The following is a 24,669-nucleotide window of genomic DNA, read 5'->3' as shown; positions in this document are numbered from 1 at the left end:
CACACGCAGCTCCCGCGCCGGAGACCCGACCGGATCCGTATCTCCCCCAATGCCGACGTTCGATTACCAGACAGCTTTTCACATTGCCCCCGTCGGTCTGGTCATTTCGCGCCAGCGCATCATCGAGGACTGCAACCGCCAGCTCGGCAAGATCTTCGGCTACGCACACGAAACACTCATCGGCCAGTCTTTCCAGGTCCTGTATCCGTCACCGAAGGAATTCGAGCGCATCGGCGAACGCATTCCCCCCATCATGAGCACGCAAGGCGTCTATTCGGACGAACGCATCATGCGACGCGCCAACGGCGAACTGTTCTGGTGCCACGTTACGGGCCGTTCGCTCGACGTCAAGGATCCGCACGCCGCTGGGCTCTGGACCTTCGAAGACATCTCCGCCACACGCCGCGTCGCCGTCGCGCTGACCGCCCGTGAACGCGAAATTGCCGCCCAACTGGTGCAAGGCAAGACAAGCAAGCAGATCGGCAAGATTCTCGAGATCAGCCCGCGAACCGTCGATATCTACCGCGCCCGCCTCATGCAGAAATACGGTGCGGGCACTGCAACGGAACTGGTGCAACGTCTGCTCGGCAACTGAATGCCAACGCGGGTTCAGGCACGACAACACAAGCACCCACAGCATAGGCGACGGCGAGCGGTCATCGACACCCTCTCAGCCGTTCACCTTGCATACCAGCGTCAATCCCCCGCGACCAACGTGCGCACAGCCTCCGGCAACGGCACCGACTTCTCAGCCTGATAGTTCACCCAGACGATTTTCGCGCCGCCTTCGGCGACGAGAATGTCCGGCATATCGGCACGGCGCAGTTCGAAACGCGTATCGATGCTGCTGCGCCCCGGTGCACCGATAAACATGCGGCATTCGATATCGCCGGGATAGCGCAATTGACGCAGGAACGTCATGTTGGCATTGACGATGACCGGGCCCTCGCCCGTATCACGCTCTTCCGAGGCGATGTCCAGCGTTTCCAGCCACGAAATACGCACCTGCTCCATGTAACGGAAATACACGGTGTTATTGACATGCCCAAAGGCGTCCATATCGCCCCAGCGAATGGGCATGCTCATACGAAAGACTTCTTTGTACTCTGACGACACTGCAATTCCCCATGATGAAAATCGACGCCCTGCTTTGAACTGACAGGGCGTCATGGGGATAAAGTGTAGCGCTTCGGATGTTGTGGCGCGCGTCAGACTACCCGGATTTGCCTCGACGAGCTGTCATTTAGGAATGGCGAGAGGGCCGTGCATCGGAAGTTTCCGAAGCGCCCGCCCCAATTCCGGCAAGGCGACGATCCCGCGTCTTGCGTCTTACTTGCGCGTCCCGAGGGATGGCGCCTTGCTGCTGATCGACTCGTCCCTGACGGCCGCTTCGGCCTTTTCGACAAGATCCCGCCCGACCAGTGTCTTCCACTTCACGTAGACCGGCCGCGTCGCGTCGACAAAGCGCTGGCGCTGCTCAGGGGTCAGTCGTGTGACCTTCACCCCGCGGGACTCCAGGTTCTCCCACATCCCCTGCCCGCTGCTGAGCAGATCCTCACGGGCCAGCGCGACTTCAAAGCGTGCCGCCTCCACCGCAGCGTCGCGAACGATGTCACGATCCTGCGGCGACCAGCTATCCCAGACCTGACGATTGACGACGAAGACGATGGGGTCAGCCACGTAATCCCACACCGTCAGATAGCGCTGTCCGACGGTATCGAGCCGCGCATTGTTGAATATCGTGATCGGATTTTCCTGACCGTCGATCTTGCGGGCTCGCAACGCGCGAATGGCCTCGCCCCACGTCATCTGAGTGGGTACTGCGCCGAGCGCTGTGAAGATATCGTTGAACAAAAGCGAGCCAACGACGCGAAAGCGCAGCCCTTTCATGTCTTCCGGCGAACGAATTGCGCGACGCGAATTGGTCACCTGGCGAAAACCGTTCTCCCCCCACGCTAGCGGCACGACCCCCTGCTCCTCCACGCGACGGAAGAGTTCACGGCCGACTTCGCCCTGCGTGAGCGCGTCAAGCGAGCGATACCCGCGCAGCAGGAATGGCAGCGAGAAGACGTTGAATTCAGGTATCGCCGACGACCAATTGATCGTCGAGCCGACGGCCATGTCGATGACGCCCTGACGCAGCGCCGTGAATTCACGCGTCTGATCGCCGCCCATGAGCGTGGCGTTGGGGTGAAGCCGGATGTTGATGCGCCCTTGCGTGCGCTCGCGCACCATGTCCGCCCAGAGCTGCGTGCCCTTGCCCCACGGTGTGCCTCCATCGGGCACGATCGACAGCGTGTATTCGGCCTTGTAAGGTTGCGCGGCCACTGGCAGCGCGATTGCGGCGAGGGCAAGCGCGACTCCGACGAGCCCCCGCCAGCCTTGATTACGCATGTTGTCCTCGAGATGATTCGGGATCCGACGTCAACGCGACGTCCTTCGTGATCCGCTGCGCGTCCATGAACGTCAAAAAAGCGTTCTGGAGCGCCGAGAAATTATGCGCTCGTCGTCGCTGCGCTGACTGCCTCGGACAATCCCCGATTGCCGCATTGCAGCGAGCCTGCGCAATCGACCAGTCGCCTGTGATGGCCTTGCCCGGCGGCCATCGGACGGCCGTTGCACTTAGCCCACGGCCAGACCATCGTCGATGGTCATGATCGAGCCGTTAATGAAACGGGAATCGTCTGACGCCAAAAGCAGAATCAACCCGTCAAGGTCGCCGGGTTCACCAACACGCTGGCGCGGCAACATCTGGATCAGCTTGCGGCCGGCTTCGGTCTGCCAATGATCGTGATTGATTTCCGTATCGATATATCCCGGACAGAGCGCGTTCACGTTGATGTTGTAGCGCCCCCATTCGAGCGCCATTGAACGGGTCATGTGAATCACGGCGGCCTTGCTCACGCAATAGACGCCGAGCATGGAAATGGCCCGTTGTCCGGCGACCGAGGCCACATTGATGATCCGGTGCTGCCGTTGCGGGTCGCCTTTGCTGCGACGGATCATGCGCTTGGCCACTTCCTGCGCCACGAAAAACGCACCACGCGTGTTCGTGTCGACGACGTAATCGAAGTCTTGTGGCGTCACATCGACCAGCTTTTGCTGGGTGGACACCCCCGAGTTGTTGATCAGAATGTCGATGGCGCCGGCTTCAGTCTCGGCATGCGCCACTCCGGCGCGAATACTGTCGTAATCGGTGACATCGAGCGGCACAACGTGCGCCGCGCCGCCCTGAGACTCGATTTCCGCCCGCAATTCCTTGAGTCGCTCAACGCGACGGCTGGCCAGCACGACCTTCGCCCCCGCCTGCGCGAGCACCTTGGCGAACTGCATGCCAAGCCCGCTCGACGCCCCCGTCACCATTGCGACCTTGCCTTCCAGATTCAGCGAACGCCCCATCGTCTTCTCCCTCGTGCCTCGACACCCGTTGAGCAACGGCGTCGCCAACCGGCTCGCCGCTAGAGCTTCCTACCTACCAAATCGAACGACCGTACTATTAATATGCGGTTGCGAGGTGTTCTCCATTCCCGGAAAATGGCCGCACCCACGAATTCTAACGTTTATAACAGGAGCATCAATGGATCCCAAGCTGCTTGAGCAGTACGGCCCGAGGGAGTCGATGGAGTATGACGTCGTCATTGTTGGCGGCGGTCCGGCCGGCCTGTCCACGGCTATCCGTTTGAAGCAACGCGCACAGGAAGCGGGCAAGGAGATTTCCGTCTGCGTCCTGGAAAAAGGCTCGGAAATCGGGGCTCACATCCTGTCCGGCGCGGTCATGGATCCGCAAGCCCTGACCGAACTCATCCCCAACTGGAAGGAACTCGGCGCACCGCTCGACACCCCCGTCGTCGAAGACCGCTTCCTGTTCCTGAGCGAAACAGGCGCGACCTCCACGCCTTCCTGGCTGCTGCCTGCCTGCTTCCAGAATCACGGTAATTACGTCATCAGCCTGGGCAACGTCGTGCGCTGGCTCGGCCAGCAGGCCGAAGCGCTGGGCGTCGAAATCTTCCCGGGCTTCCCTGCCGCCGAAGTGCTTTATGACGAAAACGGCGCGGTCATGGGCGTGGCGACCGGCAATATGGGTATCGGCAAGGACGGCGAGCCGACCGAGAATTTCCAGCTCGGCATGGAGCTGCACGCCAAGTACACGATCTTCTCTGAAGGTGCGCGCGGCAGTCTCGGCCGCCAACTAATGCGCAAGTTCAACCTCGATGAGGGGCGCGATCCTCAGGCGTACGGTCTTGGCATCAAGGAATTGTGGGAAATCGATCCGTCCAAGCACAAGGAAGGGCTGGTGATTCACACGGCGGGCTGGCCGCTCAATTCGAGCACCTACGGCGGCTCGTTCCTCTACCATCTGCCGAATAATCAGGTGGCCGTCGGCTTTATCGTCGGGCTGGACTACAGCAATCCGTATCTGTCGCCGTTCGAGGAGTTCCAACGCTACAAGACGCATCCGTCGATCCGCCACTTCCTCGAAGGCGGCAAACGCATTTCGTACGGTGCCCGCGCCATCACGGCAGGTGGTTTGCTCGCGCTGCCGAAGCTGGTGTTCAAGGGCGGTGCGCTGGTCGGCTGCGAAGCTGGTTTCCTCAACGTCAGCCGCATCAAGGGCAGCCACGCCGCGATCAAGAGCGGCATGATGGCCGCCGATGCTGCGTTCGATGCCGTCACGGCAGATCGCCAGCGCGACGAGCTGACGACCTACCCGGCCGCATTCGAGCAATCGTGGTTGCACGAGGAACTGAACAAGGCACGCAACTTCAAGCAGTGGTTCAAGAAGGGTTTGACGGTCGCGACGCTCATGACCGGTATCGAGCAAAAGCTGCTCGGCGGCAAGATGCCCTGGACGATTCATCGCAAGAAAGCCGATCATGAATGTCTGCTGCCGGCCGCGCAATGCCAGCCGATCGTCTATCCGAAGCCGGATGGCAAGCTCACGTTCGACCGTCTGTCGTCGGTGTTCATCTCGAATACCAACCACGAAGAGAACCAACCGGCTCACCTGACGCTCAAGGACGCGAGCGTGCCGGTCGGTATCAATCTCAACGAATACGCCGGGCCGGAACAACGCTACTGCCCGGCCGGTGTGTACGAGTTCGTGAAGAACGACGACGACTCCGAACGTTTGCAGATCAACGCCCAGAACTGCGTGCACTGCAAAACGTGCGACATCAAGGACCCGACGCAAAACATCGTGTGGGTCACGCCGGAAGGCGGCGGCGGTCCGAACTACCCGAATATGTGATGTTGTATTGCCGCCGGTTCGCCCGGCGGTTTTTATTTGCACACACAGGAGGCATGATGACGAGAATTTCCGTATGGATGTCGGGCGCGACGTTGGCAAGCGCCCTCGCACTGACCGGCGGCGCCGTCCAGGCCAAGACGGTGAGTTACCTGTGCGACAACCAGCACGTCGCCGTGCTCGTCTACGACGATCACAACCTCGGTGGCGACGTCACGCTGTACTGGATGGGCAAACGCGAGGTCCTCAAACCGGCGCGCGCCGCGAGTGGAGAAAAGCACGTCGGACGCACGCTCATCTGGTGGAGCAAGGGCCCTGAAGGCACGCTGTACACCGCCAAGGGCGAGCAACCCATCACGCAATGTCGCGAGTAATCGCACCAACCGAAAGCGAAAGATGAGGCCGCAGATGTGAAAAACGCCAGACTTATCGTCTGGCGTTTTTTTGTGGGTTCAGCGCTTCGGCTCACGCCGCTTTACTTCCCCCACTCCGCTTAGTCCGGTGCGCGCGCCGGAATGACCGGCGTGTTCACGTGAACATCGCCGCACTGCGCACGATGACGCAGCGCATGGTCGATCAGCACGAGCGCCAGCAACGCTTCGGCAATCGGCGTCGCGCGAATGCCGACGCACGGATCGTGACGACCAAACGTCTCTACCGTCGCTGGCTGTCCATTGACGTCGATCGACTGGCGCGGCGTACGGATGCTCGACGTCGGCTTGATGGCAATCGAGACGTCGATGTCCTGGCCCGTCGAAATGCCACCCAGAATCCCGCCGGCATTGTTGCCGACAAAGCCTTCCGGCGTCAGTTCGTCGCCGTGCTCGGACCCCTTCTGCGTCACGCTGCGGAATCCCGCACCGATCTCGACGCCCTTGACGGCGTTCAACCCCATCATGGCGTGCGCGATATCGGCATCGAGGCGATCGAACAACGGCTCCCCGAGACCGACCGGCACGCCCGTTGCGATCACACGCAACTTCGCGCCGACCGAATCACCGGCCTTGCGCAGATCGTCCATGTACGCTTCGAGCTGCGGGACAACCTCCGCGTTTGCTGCGAAAAACGGGTTCTGAGGCACTTGCGACCAGTCGCTCTGCGGAATTTCGATTTCGCCGAGCTGCGTCATGCAGCCACGCACCTGCACGCCAAAGCGCTCCGCCAGCCACTTCTTCGCCACCGCACCCGCTGCCACGACCGGTGCCGTCAGACGCGCCGACGAACGTCCGCCGCCGCGATAGTCGCGCACGCCGTATTTCTGCAAATAGGTGTAATCGGCGTGCCCGGGACGGAACGTCTGCACGATGTTGCCGTAATCCTTGCTGCGCTGATCGGTATTGCGAATGAGCAAGGCGATGGGCGTGCCTGTCGTCACACCTTCGAATACGCCCGAGAGAATCTCGACGGCATCCGGCTCGTTGCGCTGCGTCACGTGACGCGACGTACCCGGACGGCGGCGATCCAGTTCCACCTGAATGTCGGCTTCCGTCAGCGCCATTCCCGGCGGACATCCATCGATCACACAGCCGATGGCCGGGCCATGAGATTCGCCGAAAGTGGTAACGGTAAACAGGGTTCCAAGCGTATTGCCAGACATACGGGGATCAGATTGGGGTGTGACGGGAATTGTCTATTATACCGGCCAGGGGCCGCGAAGCTTGAGTACCTTGTCGCGCAAAGATTCCGGCGTCGCGTGCGCCGGCGCGACCGGCTCACCGATCACCAGTTCCAGCCGGTTCAGAATGCCTCGCTTGAACGGACGCGTCATGGCTGCCCCGCCGTGCCGCGAGAAGAAACTTCCCCACAGTCCACGCAGCGCCATCGGCACGACCGGCACAGGGGAGCGCTCGATGATGCGCTGCACGCCCTGCCGAAACACTTGCAGGTCGCCCGACGCCGTGAGCTTGCCCTCCGGGAAGATGCAAACCACATCCCCTGCGTCGAGCGCCCTGGCGATCTGCGCGTAAGCGCGCTCCAGGCCCGCCGCGTCCTCGTGCGCCGGCGCAATCGGAATGGCGCCCACGGTCCGGAAGAACCAGGACAGCACGGGAATCTGGAAAATCCGATGATCCATCACGAAACGCACCGGGCGACGAATCGACGCGCCGATCACCACGGCATCGGCAAAGCTCACGTGATTGCACACCAGAACGCAAGGCCCCTCGTCCGGAATCCGATCCGCGCCTTTCACCTCGATTCGATAAATGGTGTGGAGCATCAACCACATCACGAATCGAATCAGGAACTCGGGGAGTAACGTATAGAGATAGACGGCGACGAGCGCGTTGAGAATGCCGGTAACGAGATACAACTGATCGATGGTCAGTCCGGCCTTCGTGAGCATCATGGCCATCAGCGCAGAGACGACCATGAACAAGGCGTTCAGAATATTGTTTGCCGCAATGATGCGCGCGCGATGCGACGGCGCGCTTCCGCTCTGAATCAGTGCATACAACGGGACACTGTAGAAGCCACCGAACATCGCCAGCAGGAACAGATCGGCCAGGATGCGCCAATGGGCGGGTTGCGAGATGAACTGTCCGACCGTCTGCAACGCCCCGCCGGGCGCGCCGCCCCGGCTCGCGAAGTACAAATCGACGGCAAATACCGTCATGCCGATCGACCCGAACGGCACCAGCCCGATTTCCACCTTGCCACCCGAGAGACGCTCACAGAGCAGCGACCCCAAGCCGATGCCGACGGAGAACATGGCCAGCAGCAACGTCACGACGTCGGGGTTCGCCCCCAGCACGTCGCGCGAAAAATTGAAGAACGATGCGAGGAATGTGGCGCCGAGAAACCACAACCACGAAATCCCGAGCAGGCTCTGAAACACGGCGCGATCCTTGCGCGCGATGCTCAGATTTCGCCACGTTTCGGTAAACGGATTCCAGTTGATGCGCAGGTCCGGTTGCGCGGCAGGTGTTTGCGGCACCCAGGTGGAGACCAGACGCCCGAGCACCGCCAGACCGATACACACGCCGCCGATCCACGGCAGCGCACCTGCGCCCGCCCCCGCCAATTCGCCGCCGATGATCGTGCCGACGAGAATCGCCACGAACGTGCCCATCTCAACCAGCCCGTTGCCACCGACCAGTTCATGATTGGCGAGGTGCTGCGGCAGATACGCGTACTTCACCGGCCCGAACAGCGTCGAGTGCAAGCCCATCAGAAACGTGCAGACGTACAGCATCGGCGCGCTCGTCCAGACGAACCCGGCAGCGCCCACGACCATGATGGCAATCTCCAGTGTCTTGACGAAGCGGATCAGCCGGGCCTTGTCCCACTTGTCGGCAATCTGCCCGCTGGTCGCGGAGAACAGGAGAAACGGTGCGATGAAAATGGCCGAGATCAGGAACGCCGCGGTCTTGCCATCGACGTCCTGAAAAAGCGATGCGTGATACGTGACGAGCGACGTGAACGCAATCTTGAACACGTTGTCGTTCATCGCACCGAGGAACTGCGTCCAGAAGAACGGCGCGAAACGGCGTTCCTTCAGCAGTCGTGATTGGTGGCCGTCGCCGCGAGCCTCGCGCTGACTGGCCTCACTCACTTTGCGTTTTCCGCTTCCTCGGCAGGCCAGTCGCGAATGTAGGCCTTGAGCATACGGTTCTCGAAGGATTGCTCCTCGACGACCGCGCGGGCCACATCGTAGAAGGAGATTACGCCCATGAGCGTGCGGCTTTCCATGACCGGCAGATAGCGCGCGTGGCGCTCGAGCATCATGCGACGCACTTCGTTGACGTCCGTCTCGGGCGTGCAGGTCAGCGGATGGTCGTCCATGATCTTGCGAATCGTGGAGCCGCCGACCGTGCCGCCGTTCTTACTGATCGTGTTGATGATCTCGCGGAACGTGAGCATGCCCACGAGATCGCCGTACTCCATCACGACGAGCGAACCGATGTCATGTTCCGCCATCGTGTCGACGGCATCCGCCAGCGACGTCTCCGGGGTCACGGTGAAAAGGGTGTTGCCCTTTACTTTCAGGATGTCAGACACACGCATGGCACACACTCCTCATTGTGTTGCTCCGGCAATCATGGCAGAACGTTGCCGCCGACGTTGCCGAACTCGGCTTGCGAGACGGATGGCCGACGCGTACGCCCGCTGTCTCCGTGTCAAATAGTGATTGGAACCTTTTCGATGGATGCTATCGGAAAGCGCCCCAAAAGGAAAGGCGAAGAACGCCGACATGGCCGTACCACGCGGGTTTTCAGCCGATTCCACCTCCTTCTCGGACAACACCTTGCCGCTGACGTAAGACAACACCGCAATTTCCCTGATCCCCCCGTAATGCCTGCCGGAGCGCACGAAGGTGGTGCTAGGATTGCCGTATACGTAAAGCTCACATCACACCACCTGCGAGGCCATCCACGACATGTCAGTCCCGCACTTCGATACGCTTGCCCTGCACGCCGGTGCGGCCCCCGACCCCACCACGGGGGCGCGTGCCACACCGATCTATCAGACCACCTCCTTCGTGTTCTCCGATGCCGATCAGGCGGCCGCCCTGTTCAATATGGAGCGTGCCGGGCATGTGTATTCCCGGATTTCCAATCCGACGAACGCGGTCTTCGAAGAACGCATGGCAGCGCTGGAGAATGGCGTCGGCGCGATTGCAACGGCGAGCGGACAAGCTGCGCTGCATCTGGCCATCGCGACCCTGATGGGGGCCGGCTCGCATATCGTGGCGTCAAGCGCGCTCTACGGCGGTTCACACAATCTGCTGCATTACACGTTGCGCCGGTTCGGCATCGAAACGACGTTCGTTCGCCCCGGCGATCTGGCGGGCTGGCGGGCAGCCGTCCGCCCTGAGACGCGCCTGTTTTTCGGCGAGACGCTGGGGAACCCCGGCCTCGACGTGCTCGACATCGCACAGGTCGCGGCCATCGCGCACGACGCGGGCGTACCCCTGCTCGTCGACAGCACGTTCACGACGCCGTGGCTCATCCAGCCCTTCGAGCACGGTGCGGACCTCGTTTATCACTCGGCGACGAAATTCCTCGGCGGCCACGGCACGACCATCGGTGGCGTGCTGATCGACGGCGGCACGTTCGATTTCGAGAAAAGCGGCAAATTTCCCGAATTGACCGAACCCTATGACGGCTTCCACGGCATGGTCTTCGCAGAGGAAAGCTCGGTCGCGCCGTTCCTGTTGCGTGCACGGCGCGAAGGGTTGCGCGATTTCGGCGCGTGCCTTCACCCACAGGCCGCCTGGCAACTGCTTCAGGGGATCGAAACGCTTCCGTTGCGCATGGCGCGCCACGTCGAGAATGCGCGCAAGGTTGTCGAGTTCCTCGCAGGTCACGAAGCGGTCGAGAGCGTCGCCTACCCAGAGTTGCCGTCGCACCCCGATTACGCATTGGCGAAACGGTTACTTCCGCGCGGTGCCGGTGCAGTCTTCAGTTTCAACCTGAAGGGAGATCGCGAAGCCGGTCGGCGATTCATTGAAGCGTTGCAGTTGTTCTCGCACCTCGCGAACGTCGGCGACGCACGCTCGCTGGTCATTCACCCCGCGTCCACCACGCACTTCCGCATGGACGCCGCCGCCCTCGCCGCTGCCGGCATCGGGGAAGGCACCGTACGCCTGTCCATCGGACTGGAAGACGCCGACGATCTGATTCAGGACCTCAAGCGCGGCCTCAAGGCGGCGGTGAAATCGTCTTCGAAGGGGCAGGCACGATGAATTTCGACATTGCGGGCAATAACGTCTACGCCTACACCGCAGGCAAGCCGATTCAACCGACGCAGCCGACCGTGGTTTTCCTGCACGGCGCACAGCACGATCACAGTGTCTGGGGGTTGCAGAGTCGATATCTGGCGCATCACGGCATGAACGTGCTCGCGCTCGATCTGCCGGGACATCATCGCAGCACCGGCGCGCCGCTAAAGACCATCGGTGAGATGGCGGATTGCGTGGTCGCAGTGCTCGACGCAGCGGGTGTCGAGCGCGCGACATGGGTGGGCCACAGCATGGGGTCGCTGATTGCGCTGGATGCGGCCGCACGTCACCCGGCCCGCGTCTCGCGTATCGCGCTGGTGGGCACGGCCTACCCGATGAAGGTCGCCGACACATTGCTCAGCGCCGCCGCCGAGCGCGAGTCCGAGGCCATCGCACTGGTCAATGCCTGGTCGCATAGCACGCTCGCGGCCAAACCTTCCGCGCCGGGCCCCGGGTTCTGGACATGGGGCGGCAACCAGCGGTTGATGGAGCGCGTCGCGCAACGGAATCCGGCCAAAGTGTTTCTTACGGATTTCGAGGCTTGCAACGGCTACGATCAGGGCATGGACGCCCCCGCGCGAATCAAGTGCCCGGTGCTGGCCGTGCTGGGACAACGCGACCAGATGACACCGCCGCGCGCCGCGCAAGCCCTGCTCGACGCCTTGCGAGACAACGGCGCGCCGGTGACGGTAGAACTCGTCAACGCTGGTCATGCCATCATGACCGAACAGCCGGATGCACTGCTCGACGCGCTCAAACGATTCTTGCGAGACTGACCCGGTCTGGATGCAGGCTGATTGGACAACACCGCACAATCGGAATGTGTGACCGGGATGCATGACGCGAAAACGTCACTTTCGCCAACCAGGACAAGGAGGCTTGCCATGACCGAGGGCCGTGACCCCGAACCGGCAACAAGAACGTTCGACCGGTTCGCGGACTTTTACCCGTTCTATCTCGGCGAACACAGGAATGCCACGTGCCGCCGCCTGCACTTCGTCGGCTCGTGGGGGGTGATCGCTTTTTTGGTGACGTTCGCTGTGACGGGCAACGCGTGGTGGCTGCTTGCGGCAGTCGTCTGCGGTTATGCGTTCGCGTGGGTCGGGCACTTCTTCTTCGAGAAGAACCGGCCCGCCACGTTTCGGCATCCCGTCTACAGCCTGATGGGCGACTGGGTCATGTTTCGCGACATCTGCGTCGGCCGCATCAAGCTTTAGCGCTTGCCGGACGCGGGGGTCCATTGCCGGACATCCTGCGCCGAAGGCGTGTCGGTCGAATGGCGGGTGTCAGTGCACGCATCGCTTTCGTCCGACGCGTCTGCATCGAGTGACGACGGGTCACGCGGCAGCGCGTCAGCAAGCGGCACGTCCCACTTCCCTTCGCGCAGCATGTCGGCCACATGTGCGCCATCCAGCGCATGTCGCTCCATCTGCCGGGCCAGTTCGTCCACGTTGAGCGCCAGTTGGGCGACGAGCGGCGCCAGAGTCGTCGTCCGTGGGTTCGCAAGCAGCAGCCAACGCTCGGCGGGGGGTTGCATGGTCATGCGTCCGACCCAGCCCATGCGTTCGAGGCGGCACAGCAGCTCGTTAGCGTGTTCAAGACTCGTGCGCATGGTGCGCGCCAGTTGCTGCGTCGTATAACCACTGCCACCGGCTTCACGATCCTGATTGAGCAGATGGATGAGTGTCAGGCCATCGAGCAAATCGCTGCCGGGGAAGCGTGGATACTGGAAATGGCCAAGGCGCAACGCGGGAAGCACCGATGTGATCGTCGCGCCCGCCAGCGCGACGAGCCACGAGAGGTAGATCCAGAGCAGGAAGATCGGCACGGCTGCGAAGGCACCGTACACCGCCGTATAGGTCGGGAACTGCCGGATGTACATGCCGAAGCCGCGCTTGGTCAGATCGAACGCCAGCGCCGCCACCACGCCGCCCACCAGCGCGTCGCGCCAGTCGACCTTGCAATTCGGCATGTAGACGTACATCAGCATGAACGCCACGCTCGTGAGTGCCAGCGGAATCAGACTGAGCAGCGACGCCACGGCCGGTGGCAAGGTGCTCACCAGCGACATCGATTGCGTGAAGACATAGGAACTGATCGACAGACTCACACCGAACAACAACGGCCCGAGCGTGAGCAGGCTCCAGTAAATGAGCAGACGCTGGGCCAGTGGACGCGGACGCGGCACACGCCAGATGACGTTGAATGCCGACTCGATCGTCATCAACGTCAGCACGGAGGTGAAGAGCAAACCGATCAGACCGAACGCCGTCAGGCTCTTCGCTTTCGAGGCGAACTGATTGAGGTAATTGAATATCTGTGCGTTGACGCTCTCCGGCATCAGGTGTTCGAGCAGAAAGCCCTGAAGGGCGTCGCGAAACGAATTGAAAATCGGGAACGCCGTAAACAAGGCGAAGGTCACGGCGAACAACGGCACGATCGACAGAATCGAGGTGAACGTCAGACTGCCCGCCACTTGGGGAATCCGGTCGTCCTGCGCCCGCGCGAGCGCGTACCTCAGCAGTTGGCGAACGTTATTCCAGTTGATGCGGGACAGTTTGAACAAATCGGGCTCCTTACCAGGTAATACACAGACACTACGAAAGCACTACACCCACACGACACCGGTTCGACACACGTACGACACAGGTACGACCGCGTGACAAGAATCTGACAATGGCAGCGGGTCGAGCGCGATCCGCCGCGCCCACGCCACCCTACAATCACGCCACCAGGAACGCCCTATAATACCCGCACTTTTCGCAGGCTTTTCACTCTGCACTTGGGGCTTTGGCAGCGTTGCCAGCGTGCTCCGGAAGATGGAACGCCCGCGGTTCCGGTCAACCGGCTCGCATTCGATTCTTCGCTCACTCGCATCAATGACTGAAATCCTCGTCTTGTACTACAGCCGTCACGGCACCACCGCACAACTCGCCCAATGCATTGCTGCGGGAATCGACAGCGTTCCCGGCGCACAAGCCCGCGTGCGCACCGTGCCCGCCGTGTCGACGGTATGCGAAGCCAGCGCACCGGACATTCCGGACAGCGGCCCACCGTACGTCGAATTGCGCGATCTGGAAGAGTGCGCCGGTCTCGCGCTCGGCTCGCCGACCCGCTTCGGCAACATGGCTGCCGCGCTGAAGTACTTTCTCGACGGCACCACGCCCCAGTGGTTGTCCGGTGCGCTCGCTGGCAAGCCCGCATGCGTGTTCACGTCCAGCGCCAGCCTCCACGGCGGTCAGGAAAGCACGTTGTTGTCGATGATGATCCCGCTGCTGCACCACGGGATGCTGCTCATGGGACTCCCGTACACCGAACCTGCGCTCTCGAGCACGCGCACCGGCGGCTCACCTTACGGCGCGACGCACTTCGCACACGACGGCAACCCGCTCTCGGCGGACGAACGTCAGCTCGCCTCGGCACTCGGCGCACGACTCGCACGCGCGGCCTGCAAGCTGGCAGAATGATCACTTCCCGCAGTAGTACAGTCCACGAGACACGCCCATGACTGCCACGCCGCCCGACCGTCAGCACGACCTCCCGCGTGACGATGCCCCGCAAGTCGATGTCCGTCGGGCACCCTCGCCGGGCCACGCCCAGGGGTTGCGACGAGTGAGCATTGCCAGCTTGCTGGCGTTGATCGCGTTGTCGGTAGCGTGGGAACTGTGGCTGGCGCCGCTGCGTCCAGGCGGTTCGTGGCTCGTGCTCAAGGCGTTACTTTTGCTCCTGCCGCTGCGCGGCGTATTGCGCGGCAACCTGTACACGCTCCAGTGGTCGAGCATGTTCATCCTGTTATTCCTCGCAGAAGGCGTGGTGCGTGGCATGAGCGATACCGGCCCATCTGCCACGCTCGCCTGGATCGAGACGGCGCTGTCGCTGATCTTTTTCTTCGCGACCGTCTTTTATCTGCGACCCTTCAAGCGCGCTGCGAAAGCCCGGGCGGCGGCAGCGCGCTAGCGCGCTGCACCTCCCCTTCAGGCGACGCCGTCCCTGCATTCCCGCCTCACGCCTTCGCCCCGCCTTCGTCAAATGAACCACGCCGAATTCCTCACAGCCTGTCGCGACTTGCTGGGTCGCGATCATGTGCTGACTGAGCGCGCCGACACCGGCACTTACCTCACCGATCAGCGCAAACGGTACGTTGGCAACGCGCTCGCTGTCCTACGTCCTGCCGACGCCGTCCAGACCGCCGCGCTTGTGCGTCTGTGCATCGCACATGGTGTGCCGATGGTGCCGCAAGGGGGGAACACTGGCCTCGCTGGCGGCGCAACGCCTGACACCAGCGGCCATCAGGTCGTGATCAGCCTGCGGCGTCTGGATCGTATCCGTCAGGTAGACGCCGATAACCTGACACTCACCGCCGAAGCCGGGTGCCTCCTCGCCAATGTGCAGGCCGCTGCGGCCGCCGCCGAGCGTCTGTTTCCGCTGAGCCTCGCGGCCGAAGGCAGCTGCACCATCGGCGGCAATCTGGCGACGAACGCAGGCGGCACGGCGGTGCTGCGATACGGCAATGCACGCGAGTTGTGTCTGGGCCTGGAAGTCGTCACGCCGCAGGGCGAGTTGTGGGACGGCCTGCGCGGCCTGCGCAAGGACAACACCGGATACGATCTGCGCGATCTGTTCATCGGCGCGGAAGGCACACTTGGCCTGATCACGGCGGCGACGCTCAAGCTCTTTGCACAACCCGCCGCGCGCATGACGGCGCTCGCAGCGCTCGACAGCCCCGCCGAAGCCCTCGCTTTGCTGAATCTTGCACAGCGCATGGCTGGGCCGTTGCTCACGGGCTTCGAACTGATGTCCGATTTCTGTATGCAGTTGGTCGCACAGGTTTTCACGTCGCTGCGCTACCCGTTCTCCCAACCCTATGCACAGTCGGTACTGCTCGAACTCTCCGACAACGAGAGCGAGGCGCACGCGCGCGACCTGTTGGAACGGGTGCTGAATGCCGCCATCGAGCGGGGCATCGTGCGCGACGCCATTGTCGCCAGCAGCCTCGCGCAGTCGAATGCGCTCTGGCACCTGCGCGAGAGCATTCCGCTGGCGCAATCGGCCACAGGACTTAACATCAAGCACGACATCGCCGTGCCCGTCTCACAGGTGCCCGCGTTCATCGCAGCGACCGATCCCATCGTGCAGCGCATTGCGCCGGGTGCGCGAATGGTGACGTTCGGCCATCTCGGCGACGGCAATCTGCACTACAACGTGATGGCACCGGACGGCGTCGACCCGGCCGCCTTCCTCAAGCAATATCAAACGCCCGTCACCGCCGCCGTCCACGACAGCGTGCATGCGCATCGCGGCACGATCAGCGCCGAGCATGGCCTCGGGCAGTTCAAGCGCGACGCGTCCGCCCATTACAAATCGCCCGTGGAAATCGCGCTGATGCGCGCGCTCAAGTCGGCGTTCGATCCGCTCGGGCTGATGAATCCCGGCAAAGTGCTGCCCGACTGAGCAGATCAGGACATCGCGGCAAGCCATCGATGCAATCGATGACTACGCATTAAAAATTCGCCGTTTTTTGGAGAAATGTCGTCAATTTCGCGACAAAACGCCGCGAAATCCCGCCATTTTCTTTACAGACACGCTCCAAATCCCTAGAATGGCTTCTTTCCAATTACGACGGAGTTTTCCGTGGGCAGTTGCTCTAGAAGCACGCAAGCGTCGGCAATGACCGGCGAGGCGTTGGCCCGGTAACCCGCAGTCGTCCCCGACTGCCGCTGCCGGCCTCAATGCCGCAGCGGTAGTGCATCGATCGCACCGAATCCCCATGACGTCAGCGTCATCCGAGACTTCGGTAAGCGATTCAGATTTCCCGCACCTATCACCGCCGTTCAGCGTTTGTTTGACGGATGACGTCACGTCATCCGGAACAAGGCACGCTTTTTAGCGCCGTCACGCGACCGACATGACATCGTCGGTCACCCGAGGCGCGATCAAGCCTGCCGACGCTTGCGTCGAATTCATGTATCGCGTGACGTTATCCGTACGCCTCCCGCACCATCCGTGGCTCGGAAGCGGCCGCCGACTGCATACGATGCATCGCCAAGCCCCGGCATCCGCCGTCTCAGGCCCTTGAATCAGGAGGACACCATGACGCTGCAAATGCTTATCCCGTCGCTGTTCGATCGCGCTCGCACTCGCCTCGCACCGGCTTCCGCCACATCGAATGCCACGCCGACTTCCCACATCACCACGTCGCACCCGTTGCCCCAGTACCGCCTCGTCGTGCTGACACTGGCGTCCCGGGCAGACACCATCGACGCCACGGTGCGCGACGCCCTTCGCTCGCAGCGGATTTCGCCGGAAACGGCGACCCGCATCGACCGCTCGGGCGGCTACCTGCTGGAGCTCGACTACGTGTTGCGCTGCGACCGCAGTGGTCGCGCCGCGCTCGTGCATCTTGTCTCGACGCTCGGCGATACGCCCGGCGTCCGCGCGATTCGCTGGGAAACTGCGCCGAATCTGGCTGCGCGCTAGTTTCCCTCCCCTTCCAACTCCCTCCCCGCCCTCCCATCGGCCCGGCGAGCAACGACGTTCAGACGTCCATACTCTCCCGGGCCGATTGCCATTTCCGCTCACACTCCCTCACCGACGCGCCACCACCCAAACCTGTACGTTCACGTATAGGTTGTGCTAAGATTCCGTCCATCATTCGATCGGAGGCACGTTCATGCCCACAGATCTCTCGTCGACAGTCCCCGACGGCACCACACCGGACGATGCATCGCTGCTGACCGTTGGTCAGGCGGCTGCCGCGCTTGGCGTCACGGCGCGCACCTTGAAGTATTACGAGGAGCTGAACCTCGTCGTCCCCGCTCGCAGCGGCGGACGCTACCGCATGTACACGCCTGCCGATCTCGAAACCTTCGGCCGCATCCTGCGCATGCGCTCGCTCGGCTTCTCGATTGCGGCGATTACCGAAATGCTCAAGCGTCCGCGTCGCATGGTCGAAGCGGGTAAATCGCGCATGAACGAGGAAGACCTCCAAGTCGTGCGGGACGCACTCACGTCGCAACTCGACACGCTACGCGAGCGCACCGCGCAGGTGCGTCGCGAATTGCGCGATGCCGAGACACTGGAAGCCCAGATTCGTCACGACCTTCGCTACATCGAACAACGCCTCCAGGGCGTACCTGCCGATGACTTGCTGGCCGAGCGCGCCGCCAAAGCGCGCAAGACATCCTCGTCGCACTGAGCTCCCGAAGCCCCACCAAGCCCCACCAAGCCCTACCAAGCCCAGCCAGGCCCCGCCAAGTCCGATCATGCCTCCCGCCGCGCCGCCGACCTCGTCCAACGCCCCCCCAAGCCCTCCGTCTGCGGGCAACATCGGTGGCTCGGACCCGCTGCGCCCCATGCGCGTCGAGGCCTATCGTTACGCCCTCGGCCTGATCCCCGGGCTGGAGTTCTTCGAGAACGCGCTCCTGGTGTACTTCGCCGTCTATGTTTCCGGCGGCGTCGATGCGTCCCCCAAAGAATTCGTCTGGATGACGACGGCGTATGGCATCGCGTCCGTACTCGCCATTCTTAAACAACAGTGGTTCGTCGAGCGCATCGGCTACCGCCGTTATCTGACGGCCTCGCTGCTGCTTTATGCGTGCGGCGCCGTGCTGGCCGGCGCTAGCGAAAGCGTGATGCAACTCGTGATCGCGCGCGCGTGTCAGGGCTTCTGCGCGGGCAGTTGGATGAGCTCATGCCGGATCCTCGCGCAAGTGAGCGTGCCTGCCGAGCGTCGTGGCAAAACGGTCCAGACCTTCGCCCTGCTGCTGTTCACCGGCTCGGCGGCGGCACCGCTCATCGGCGGCCTGCTGGTCTCCGAATACACCTGGCGCACGCTTTTCCTGTGCACCGCGCCACCGGCCGTACTGCTCGCCGGTCTTGCCTGGTTCGCCATACCGGACGTTGGCCGCCTGCGCGACCGCGCCACCGGTGGCAGCTATCCGTTCGCGCCGTTCATGGCCTTTGCCCTCGCGATGGGTGCATTTCAGGTCGTGCTCCAGGAGATGCGCTACACACTGTGGCTGCAAACGCCCGCGTTACCGTTGCTCACCGTCGTGGGCGTGGGCGCGCTGGTGTGGTTCGGCTACCACCAATGGCAGCATCCTGCGCCGTTCATCCGTTTGCAGCCGTTACGTCGACGCGAGTTCCAGGTCGGACTTCTGCTCTACGCCGCTTACTACTATCTGGCAAACACGCAGAGTTATCTGATGCCGCGGTTGCTGGAGCAGGGGCTCGGCTTCACGGTCGAGCGCACCGGGCAATTGCTTGGCTACTCCGCGCTACTCACCGTCATCCTGCTCGTCGCCTACTTCCGTGTGGCGAAGTTCATCACGAACAAGAAGCTGCTAATCGTGAGCGGCTTTCTGATGACGATCGCCACCAGCATGTGGCTCGGCGCCATGCCGCCGGACGCCGGGCAGTCGCAGCTTTACGGCGTTCTCGCGCTCAAAGCCGTGTTCGGTATTTTCACCGTATTGCCAGTGGCAAACCTCACGTTCCGCACCTTCGATCACGAGAGTTTCGTGCACGGATATCGCCTCAAGAACATTCTCCGGCAGCTCTCCGGCTCTTTCGCCGTCTCCACCATCGTCGCGTTCGAGCAGCACCGGGAAGCCCTGCATCGCACCCGGCTCACGGAAGTGGCCAATCCTTATAATCCGATCTTCACGCAGACGCTGGAGTCGCTCGCAAATGCGCTCACGCATGCGGGCGTTGCCGCCTCGCAGGCGCAGGGGGCGGCGCTCGCACAGATTGCCCGGATGATCGAGCGGCAGGCGTCGTTTCTCTCGTTCATCGACGGTTTTCATTTCATTGCCATCGTGGCGTTGTGTGGTGCGATTTTTGCGGCAATTCAAAAGCAGCTCAATTAGAATCGTTGCGTCATTGCCCTTCGCGCGGCTGCGTTGCACACTGCGATCCATCGTATGTAACGGTCGCGGCGGCACCAACGTCCGGCCACGCCCGCCATGCTCAAGACCCTGTTCGCCCGCCTGGGACTTTCCCAACACCCCACGTCCATTGAAGACGACGTCTGGCGCGAGGTCGTCAATGCCTTGCCGTTTCTTTCCCGACGCAGTGCCGCCGATCTGGAAAAGCTCCGCGCACTGGCGGCCGATTTTCTAGCCGGGAAGCATTTCTCAACGGCACACGACCTGCCGCTCACGCAATCAATGTGCGTCTCGGTCGCCGCGCAGGCCTGTCTCCCGATTTTGCATCTGCCGCCAGCGCTTTATCGCGGATGGACCGGCATCGTGCTCTATCCCGGCGAATTCCTGATTCGCAAGACGGTTCAGGATGAAGCGGGCGTCGTGCACGACGTCGAACAGGAAGCCAGCGGCGAAGCGTGGGAAGGCGGCCCGGTGGTGCTTTCATGGCAGGATGTTCAGGCAAGCGACGTGCTGGCGTACAACGTCGTGATCCATGAGTTCGTCCACAAGATCGATATGGAAGGCGGGGAAGCGGACGGCGTGCCGCCCATGCTGCGCCGTCTTCATGGCGACCTGACCGCCGAGACATGGTGCGATGTGTTCGACCCGGCGTACGAGGAGTTCTGTCACCACGTGGCGAACGTGCCCGACGAGCAGTGGGACGCCTTCGCTTCGACGTCTCTGCTCGATCCCTACGCCACGGAACACGAGTCGGAATTCTTCGCCGTCTGCGCTGAGGCGTTCTTCGTCGCCCCCGAAGCCTTCCAACGCGAGTATCCAGCGCTGTACACGCTCTTTTCGCGCTATTTTCTGCAAGATCCCGCCGCCCAGACGGCATCTGCGCCCGACCCCGCCGCCGCCCCGCCGGACGAGCCCGCCGCAACCCCATGAAAACTTTGCGAAAGTTGTTGTTTTCATGGCATAATGCGCGTTTTCCAAATCCGGAAAGTGGTTGGCGCGTTTCCCGTCAATACGGCGGCGATAGCGTTAGCGGGCAAGGGGCTCGCGCAGACTGGCTACCGACTTAACTCAAGGTGCACCATGAAAGAAGGCATTCACCCGAATTACCGCGAAGTCCTGTTCCGCGACATGACGCCGGGCGTCGACTTCCAGTTCGTCTCGCGTTCGACGATCAACACGAAGGAAACGGCCGAGTTCAACGGCAAAGAGTACCCGCTCGTGAAGCTGGATACGTCGTCGGCATCGCACAACTTCTACACCGGCGAAACGCGCATCATGGACGCTGAAGGTCGCGTGGACAAGTTCCGCAAGAAGTTCGGCGCTCGCGCCGGCGGCAAGGCTGCGTAAGCTTCACCGGCAACGCGCCGTACAACGCGATGCGGGACCGGACAGACGTTTGCCGGTCAGCGCATCAGGGACAAGATCCCGACGTTGTGAAAAGCATTGGAAAGGGGCAGCTCAGGCTGCCCTTTTTTCTTGGGTCTGCGCTGCGCCAAGTCGTCGGTTACTGTCATACTGTCGGCTTTTCAGGGTGCCGCGCGCTTTCCCTTAGGTCTGCCCTGAGCATTGGTCACGGTTTTACCCCGAGCATCGCCCCCGAGCCAGTTCCGGCTCAGCCCCTCAGTCTTTCCGATCCGGCTGCCCTGCCGATCCTGTCGTATCGCCTATGAAACGAGTTCGCATCACCGCCTCCGCCACCAGCGCGCTACCGCGTTCGCTGTTGATCGCCATTTGCGTCATCTATGTGCTGGCGGGGTTGTTCGGTCGCGATCCGTGGAAAAATGAGGACGCCGCAGGCTTCGGCATCATGTGGACGATGGCGCACGGTCATCTGTCCGACTGGTTGTTGCCGAACATCGCAGGCAAACCGATTTACGACAACGGCCCACTCGTCTCGTGGCTCGGCGCACTCTCCATCCGCGCCTTCTCGTGGCTCGATGCGCCCGACGCCGCCCGCATCGTCACGGGTCTTTGCTTCTACGTCACCTGTACGTTCATCTGGTACGGCACCTATCTGCTGGGCCGCCGACCGGAAGTGCAACCGTTCAAATACGCTTTCGGCGGTGAGCCGGAACCGCGCGACTACGGTCGCACCCTCGCCGACGGGGCGTTGCTGATTCTGCTGGCGTGCTTCGGTCTGGCCGAGCGCGGCCATGAAACGACCGCCACCGTCGGGCAGCTTACGCTGATCTCGATGGCGATCTACGGCCTCGTGCGCAGCCTGGATAAGCCGCGCCAGGGTGCCGTGTGGTTTGGTCTGGCACTTGGCGGGATGGCGTTGGCGTCGTCCCCGCTGATGACGCTCTCGCTGTGGTTCGCAGGCATGATCGCAGCCGTGGTGTGCCGCGCGCTTCCGCTGCGCATGCTGTTGCTCGTCTCCACCCCGATCACGCTGCTCATCGCCTGCACGTGGCCCCTCGCAGCCCTCAAATTTGCCGACGGTGCGCGCCGCTGGCTCGGCGAGTGGGCCGATATCGGGATGGACGCTTTCAGCGGTCCCACGATCACCTCGCTGAGCTACATCGCCAAGAACCTGGCGCTGTTCGCGTGGCCTGCCTGGCCGCTCGCTGCGTGGTCGCTGTACTCCTGGCGCGGCATGCGACGCGCCCCGCACATTGCGATCTCTCTCGTCTTCGCCATCACGATCCTCGTACTGATCGTGCTGCAAGCGCATCAGGGCAACCAGCTCTTCATGCTGGCGCTGCCTGCACTCTCGATCATCGCAGCCTTCGGTCTGCCGACGCTCAAGCGCGGCACCGTCAACGCCATCGACTGGTTCGCCGTGCTGTCGTTTACCGTGCTGGCCGGCTTCGTATGGATCGTCTGGCTCGCAGGCATTACGGGCTTCCCGGCATCGACGGCACGCAACCTGCGACGTCTGGTGCCCGGTTTTAACCCGGAATTCAGCTGGATCACGCTGATCAGCGCACTGATCGTCACGGGCGCCTGGGTCGCACTGGTGGCGTGGCGCGTGTCGCGCAGCCCGAAGGTGCTCTGGCGCAGCGTGGTGCTGTCCTCGGGCGGCACGACTCTCATGTGGGTGTTGCTCATGACGCTCTGGCTGCCGGTCGTCAACTACGGCAGAACGTATCGCGACGTCGCCGCGCAAATTGCGTCTCATCTGCCAGCGGACTACACCTGCATTCGCACGGCACGGGTGGGCGATGCTCAGCTCGCGTCGTTTGCCTACTTCGGCAAGATGCGCTTCGGTTCGGCCGACGACGACTGCGACGTGCTGCTGCGTCAGGATTCGCAGGACTACAGCGAACCGCTGTCGCTCGCGCCGTATGAGTGGCGCCAACTGTGGGAGGGTCGTCGCGCAGCCGACCGTGACGAGCGCTTCCGTCTTTACGTCCTGCAAGAGCGCCCGTGGCGTCGCGCGGCGCGTCCGCGCTGATTGCACGACCCGCCTGACACCGACACCATGTGGCAAGACATCAAACGCATTGCCGCGCTGGCATGGCCAGTGCTGGTCGGCCAGTTGGCGGTCATCGCCTTCGGGGTGATGGACACCGCCATGGTCGGTCGCGCCTCGGCCTTCGACCTCGCGTCGCTCGCACTCGGCGGCTCGATCTACATCACCGTGTACGTCGGCCTGATGGGCATTCTCGTCGCCCTCTCGCCCATCGCCGCACAGCTTTACGGCGCGGGTGAGCGCATCGCCATTGGCGAGGAAGTGCGTCAAACGTTCTGGCTCGCCCTGTTCCTCGCCGTGCCCGGCTTCCTCGTGCTGTCGCATCCGCAATTCATCCTGCGACTCTCCGAAGCGACGCCCGAACTTGAAGCACGCGCGACCGCCTATCTGCATATCCTTGCGTATGGCTTACCTGCAGCCATGCTGTTCCGCGTGTACTCGTCGCTATCGACGGCCGTGGCGCAACCGCGCATCGTCATGATGATTCAGGTGACGGGACTGGCGCTGAAGGTGCCGCTCAATCTCGCGCTGATCTACGGCGTGGATCGGCTGGGTATCCCGGCGCTGGGCAGTACCGGCTGTGCCATCGCCACGACCGCCATCAACTGGGTCTCCTGCAGCCTCGGACTTCTCCTGATGGCGCGGCATCCGAAGCTGCGCGAATTTGGCGTCTTCACGAAGTTCTGCTGGCCGCAGTGGCGCGCGATTCGCGCACTGCTCAAACTCGGCGTGCCGATGGGCTTGAGTTACCTCATCGAAGTCACGGCCTACTCGTTCATGGCGATCTTCATTGCCCGTCTGGGCGACGTGACGCTTGCGGGCCATCAGATCGCCGCCAACCTCGGCGCGCTCATGTACATGCTGCCGATGTCGATCGGCATCGCAACGGCAACGCTCACCGCGCAAGCGATCGGCTCACGCGACTACAAGGCGGCACAACTCGTCGGGCGGCGTGGCGTCGAACTGGCCGGGACGTTGGGATTGCTCGTAGCCCTGCTGATGTGGCTCGGCCGACCGCTGGTGCTCGCCGCCTACACGTCGGACCCACTGGTCGCCGCCGTGACCGCGCCGCTGCTGACCATCGTCGCCTTCTATCACATCTTCGACGCCCTTCAGGTGAACGCCGTCTTCGTCTTGCGGGCGTGGAAAGTTGCGGTCGTACCGACAGTCATTTACGCCCTGTCCCTATGGGGTGTGGGATTGGGCGGCGGATACGTGCTCGGCTTCGACGTCGGTGGTCTCTCGCCCGCCTGGCTTCACGGGGCCACCGGCTTCTGGGCCGCCAACAGCGCGAGCGTTGCAGTCGCCGCCATCGGATTGCTGATGTATCTGCGTTGGGTCGTGCATGTCAAAGGCTCGGCGACGCCCGTGGTGAACGCGCAGGCCTGAGCGACACACATCC

23 protein-coding genes are annotated in these 24,669 nt (G+C 62.5%); 16 read left to right on the top strand and 7 right to left on the bottom strand.

Annotation, left to right across the window (positions count from 1 at the left end; all coding sequences use genetic code 11):
- Window positions 1–49 precede the first annotated feature (49 nt).
- Complete coding sequence (locus tag NA29_RS09305) at window positions 50–595, top strand: PAS and helix-turn-helix domain-containing protein (protein WP_039397689.1); 546 nt, start codon at window positions 50–52, stop codon at window positions 593–595.
- Window positions 596–696: 101 nt separating this feature from the next.
- On the opposite strand, the gene NA29_RS09300 is transcribed toward NA29_RS09305, so the two are convergent.
- The 3 genes from NA29_RS09300 to NA29_RS09290 all read right to left on the bottom strand — a co-directional run bounded on the left by NA29_RS09300 (window position 697) and on the right by NA29_RS09290 (window position 3,399).
- The gene (locus NA29_RS09300) at window positions 697–1,086 is read right to left on the bottom strand and encodes an acyl-CoA thioesterase (protein WP_039397687.1); all 390 of its coding nucleotides are present in this window, start codon (window positions 1,084–1,086) and stop codon (window positions 697–699) included.
- A gap of 243 nt (window positions 1,087–1,329) precedes the next feature.
- On the bottom strand, window positions 1,330–2,394 hold the full coding sequence (locus tag NA29_RS09295; protein WP_039397685.1) for a DctP family TRAP transporter solute-binding subunit: 1,065 nt from the start codon (window positions 2,392–2,394) through the stop codon (window positions 1,330–1,332).
- 228 nt (window positions 2,395–2,622) lie between these two features.
- Complete coding sequence (locus tag NA29_RS09290; protein ID WP_039397683.1) at window positions 2,623–3,399, bottom strand: SDR family oxidoreductase; 777 nt, start codon at window positions 3,397–3,399, stop codon at window positions 2,623–2,625.
- 178 nt (window positions 3,400–3,577) lie between these two features.
- Between NA29_RS09290 and NA29_RS09285 the strand changes: the two genes are divergently transcribed.
- Both NA29_RS09285 and NA29_RS09280 read left to right on the top strand, forming a co-directional pair.
- Window positions 3,578–5,248: an electron transfer flavoprotein-ubiquinone oxidoreductase gene (locus NA29_RS09285; RefSeq protein WP_039397681.1), complete on the top strand. Its 1,671-nt coding sequence runs from the start codon at window positions 3,578–3,580 to the stop codon at window positions 5,246–5,248.
- A 53-nt stretch (window positions 5,249–5,301) separates the two neighbouring features.
- Window positions 5,302–5,619, top strand: a complete 318-nt coding sequence (locus tag NA29_RS09280) for an MliC family protein (protein WP_095178428.1) — start codon at window positions 5,302–5,304, stop codon at window positions 5,617–5,619.
- Between the two features lie 119 nt (window positions 5,620–5,738).
- On the opposite strand, the gene aroC is transcribed toward NA29_RS09280, so the two are convergent.
- Genes aroC through NA29_RS09265 form a run of 3 tightly spaced genes read right to left on the bottom strand, consistent with a single transcriptional unit; the run spans window position 5,739 to window position 9,250 of the window.
- A complete protein-coding gene (gene aroC / locus NA29_RS09275) occupies window positions 5,739–6,842 on the bottom strand; it encodes a chorismate synthase (RefSeq protein ID WP_039397677.1) in 1,104 nt (367 codons plus the stop codon).
- Window positions 6,843–6,878: 36 nt separating this feature from the next.
- Window positions 6,879–8,798: an MFS transporter gene (locus NA29_RS09270; RefSeq protein WP_052252733.1), complete on the bottom strand. Its 1,920-nt coding sequence runs from the start codon at window positions 8,796–8,798 to the stop codon at window positions 6,879–6,881.
- Window positions 8,795–9,250 (bottom strand): CBS domain-containing protein, encoded by a 456-nt coding sequence (locus NA29_RS09265; RefSeq protein ID WP_039397675.1) that lies wholly within the window; start codon window positions 9,248–9,250, stop codon window positions 8,795–8,797. Before NA29_RS09265 ends, NA29_RS09270 begins: the two co-directional genes overlap by 4 nt.
- A 373-nt stretch (window positions 9,251–9,623) precedes the next feature.
- Here NA29_RS09265 and NA29_RS09260 point away from each other — a divergent pair, with 373 nt between their 5' ends.
- From NA29_RS09260 to NA29_RS09250, 3 genes are all read left to right on the top strand, one after another.
- Window positions 9,624–10,931, top strand: coding sequence for an O-acetylhomoserine aminocarboxypropyltransferase (locus tag NA29_RS09260; protein ID WP_039397673.1), 1,308 nt, complete (start codon window positions 9,624–9,626; stop codon window positions 10,929–10,931).
- A complete protein-coding gene (locus NA29_RS09255; protein ID WP_039397671.1) occupies window positions 10,928–11,743 on the top strand; it encodes an alpha/beta fold hydrolase in 816 nt (271 codons plus the stop codon). The genes NA29_RS09260 and NA29_RS09255 overlap by 4 nt, the downstream gene beginning before the upstream one ends.
- A gap of 108 nt (window positions 11,744–11,851) precedes the next feature.
- Window positions 11,852–12,184 (top strand): Mpo1-like protein, encoded by a 333-nt coding sequence (locus NA29_RS09250; protein ID WP_039397669.1) that lies wholly within the window; start codon window positions 11,852–11,854, stop codon window positions 12,182–12,184.
- On the opposite strand, the gene NA29_RS09245 is transcribed toward NA29_RS09250, so the two are convergent.
- Complete coding sequence (locus tag NA29_RS09245) at window positions 12,181–13,533, bottom strand: YihY family inner membrane protein (protein ID WP_224786809.1); 1,353 nt, start codon at window positions 13,531–13,533, stop codon at window positions 12,181–12,183. The genes NA29_RS09250 and NA29_RS09245 overlap by 4 nt on opposite strands.
- A 313-nt stretch (window positions 13,534–13,846) precedes the next feature.
- Between NA29_RS09245 and wrbA the strand changes: the two genes are divergently transcribed.
- From wrbA to NA29_RS09195, 10 genes are all read left to right on the top strand, one after another.
- Window positions 13,847–14,434, top strand: a complete 588-nt coding sequence (wrbA, locus tag NA29_RS09240) for an NAD(P)H:quinone oxidoreductase (RefSeq protein WP_039397667.1) — start codon at window positions 13,847–13,849, stop codon at window positions 14,432–14,434.
- A 37-nt stretch (window positions 14,435–14,471) separates the two neighbouring features.
- On the top strand, window positions 14,472–14,924 hold the full coding sequence (locus tag NA29_RS09235) for a DUF2069 domain-containing protein (protein WP_084103592.1): 453 nt from the start codon (window positions 14,472–14,474) through the stop codon (window positions 14,922–14,924).
- 72 nt (window positions 14,925–14,996) lie between these two features.
- On the top strand, window positions 14,997–16,418 hold the full coding sequence (locus tag NA29_RS09230; RefSeq protein WP_039397665.1) for an FAD-binding oxidoreductase: 1,422 nt from the start codon (window positions 14,997–14,999) through the stop codon (window positions 16,416–16,418).
- Window positions 16,419–17,057: 639 nt separating this feature from the next.
- Window positions 17,058–17,444 (top strand): hypothetical protein, encoded by a 387-nt coding sequence (locus NA29_RS09225; RefSeq protein WP_039397663.1) that lies wholly within the window; start codon window positions 17,058–17,060, stop codon window positions 17,442–17,444.
- A gap of 193 nt (window positions 17,445–17,637) precedes the next feature.
- Window positions 17,638–18,162 carry a MerR family transcriptional regulator gene (locus NA29_RS09220; RefSeq protein WP_052252730.1) on the top strand — a complete coding sequence of 175 codons (525 nt, stop codon included), beginning with the start codon at window positions 17,638–17,640 and terminating at the stop codon, window positions 18,160–18,162.
- A gap of 67 nt (window positions 18,163–18,229) precedes the next feature.
- Window positions 18,230–19,834: an MFS transporter gene (locus tag NA29_RS09215; protein ID WP_157744771.1), complete on the top strand. Its 1,605-nt coding sequence runs from the start codon at window positions 18,230–18,232 to the stop codon at window positions 19,832–19,834.
- Between the two features lie 96 nt (window positions 19,835–19,930).
- Complete coding sequence (locus NA29_RS09210; protein WP_084103588.1) at window positions 19,931–20,782, top strand: M90 family metallopeptidase; 852 nt, start codon at window positions 19,931–19,933, stop codon at window positions 20,780–20,782.
- Between the two features lie 150 nt (window positions 20,783–20,932).
- The gene (locus NA29_RS09205; protein WP_039397661.1) at window positions 20,933–21,199 is read left to right on the top strand and encodes a type B 50S ribosomal protein L31; all 267 of its coding nucleotides are present in this window, start codon (window positions 20,933–20,935) and stop codon (window positions 21,197–21,199) included.
- A gap of 319 nt (window positions 21,200–21,518) precedes the next feature.
- Window positions 21,519–23,249 (top strand): ArnT family glycosyltransferase, encoded by a 1,731-nt coding sequence (locus tag NA29_RS09200; protein WP_039397659.1) that lies wholly within the window; start codon window positions 21,519–21,521, stop codon window positions 23,247–23,249.
- A gap of 27 nt (window positions 23,250–23,276) precedes the next feature.
- On the top strand, window positions 23,277–24,656 hold the full coding sequence (locus tag NA29_RS09195) for an MATE family efflux transporter (protein WP_039402896.1): 1,380 nt from the start codon (window positions 23,277–23,279) through the stop codon (window positions 24,654–24,656).
- Window positions 24,657–24,669 lie beyond the last annotated feature (13 nt).

This window comes from Pandoraea sputorum, assembly GCF_000814845.2.
Lineage (GTDB): Bacteria > Pseudomonadota > Gammaproteobacteria > Burkholderiales > Burkholderiaceae > Pandoraea > Pandoraea sputorum.
The sequence above is the reverse complement of the archived record's forward strand: the minus strand, read 5'-3'. Positions and strand labels throughout refer to the sequence as shown.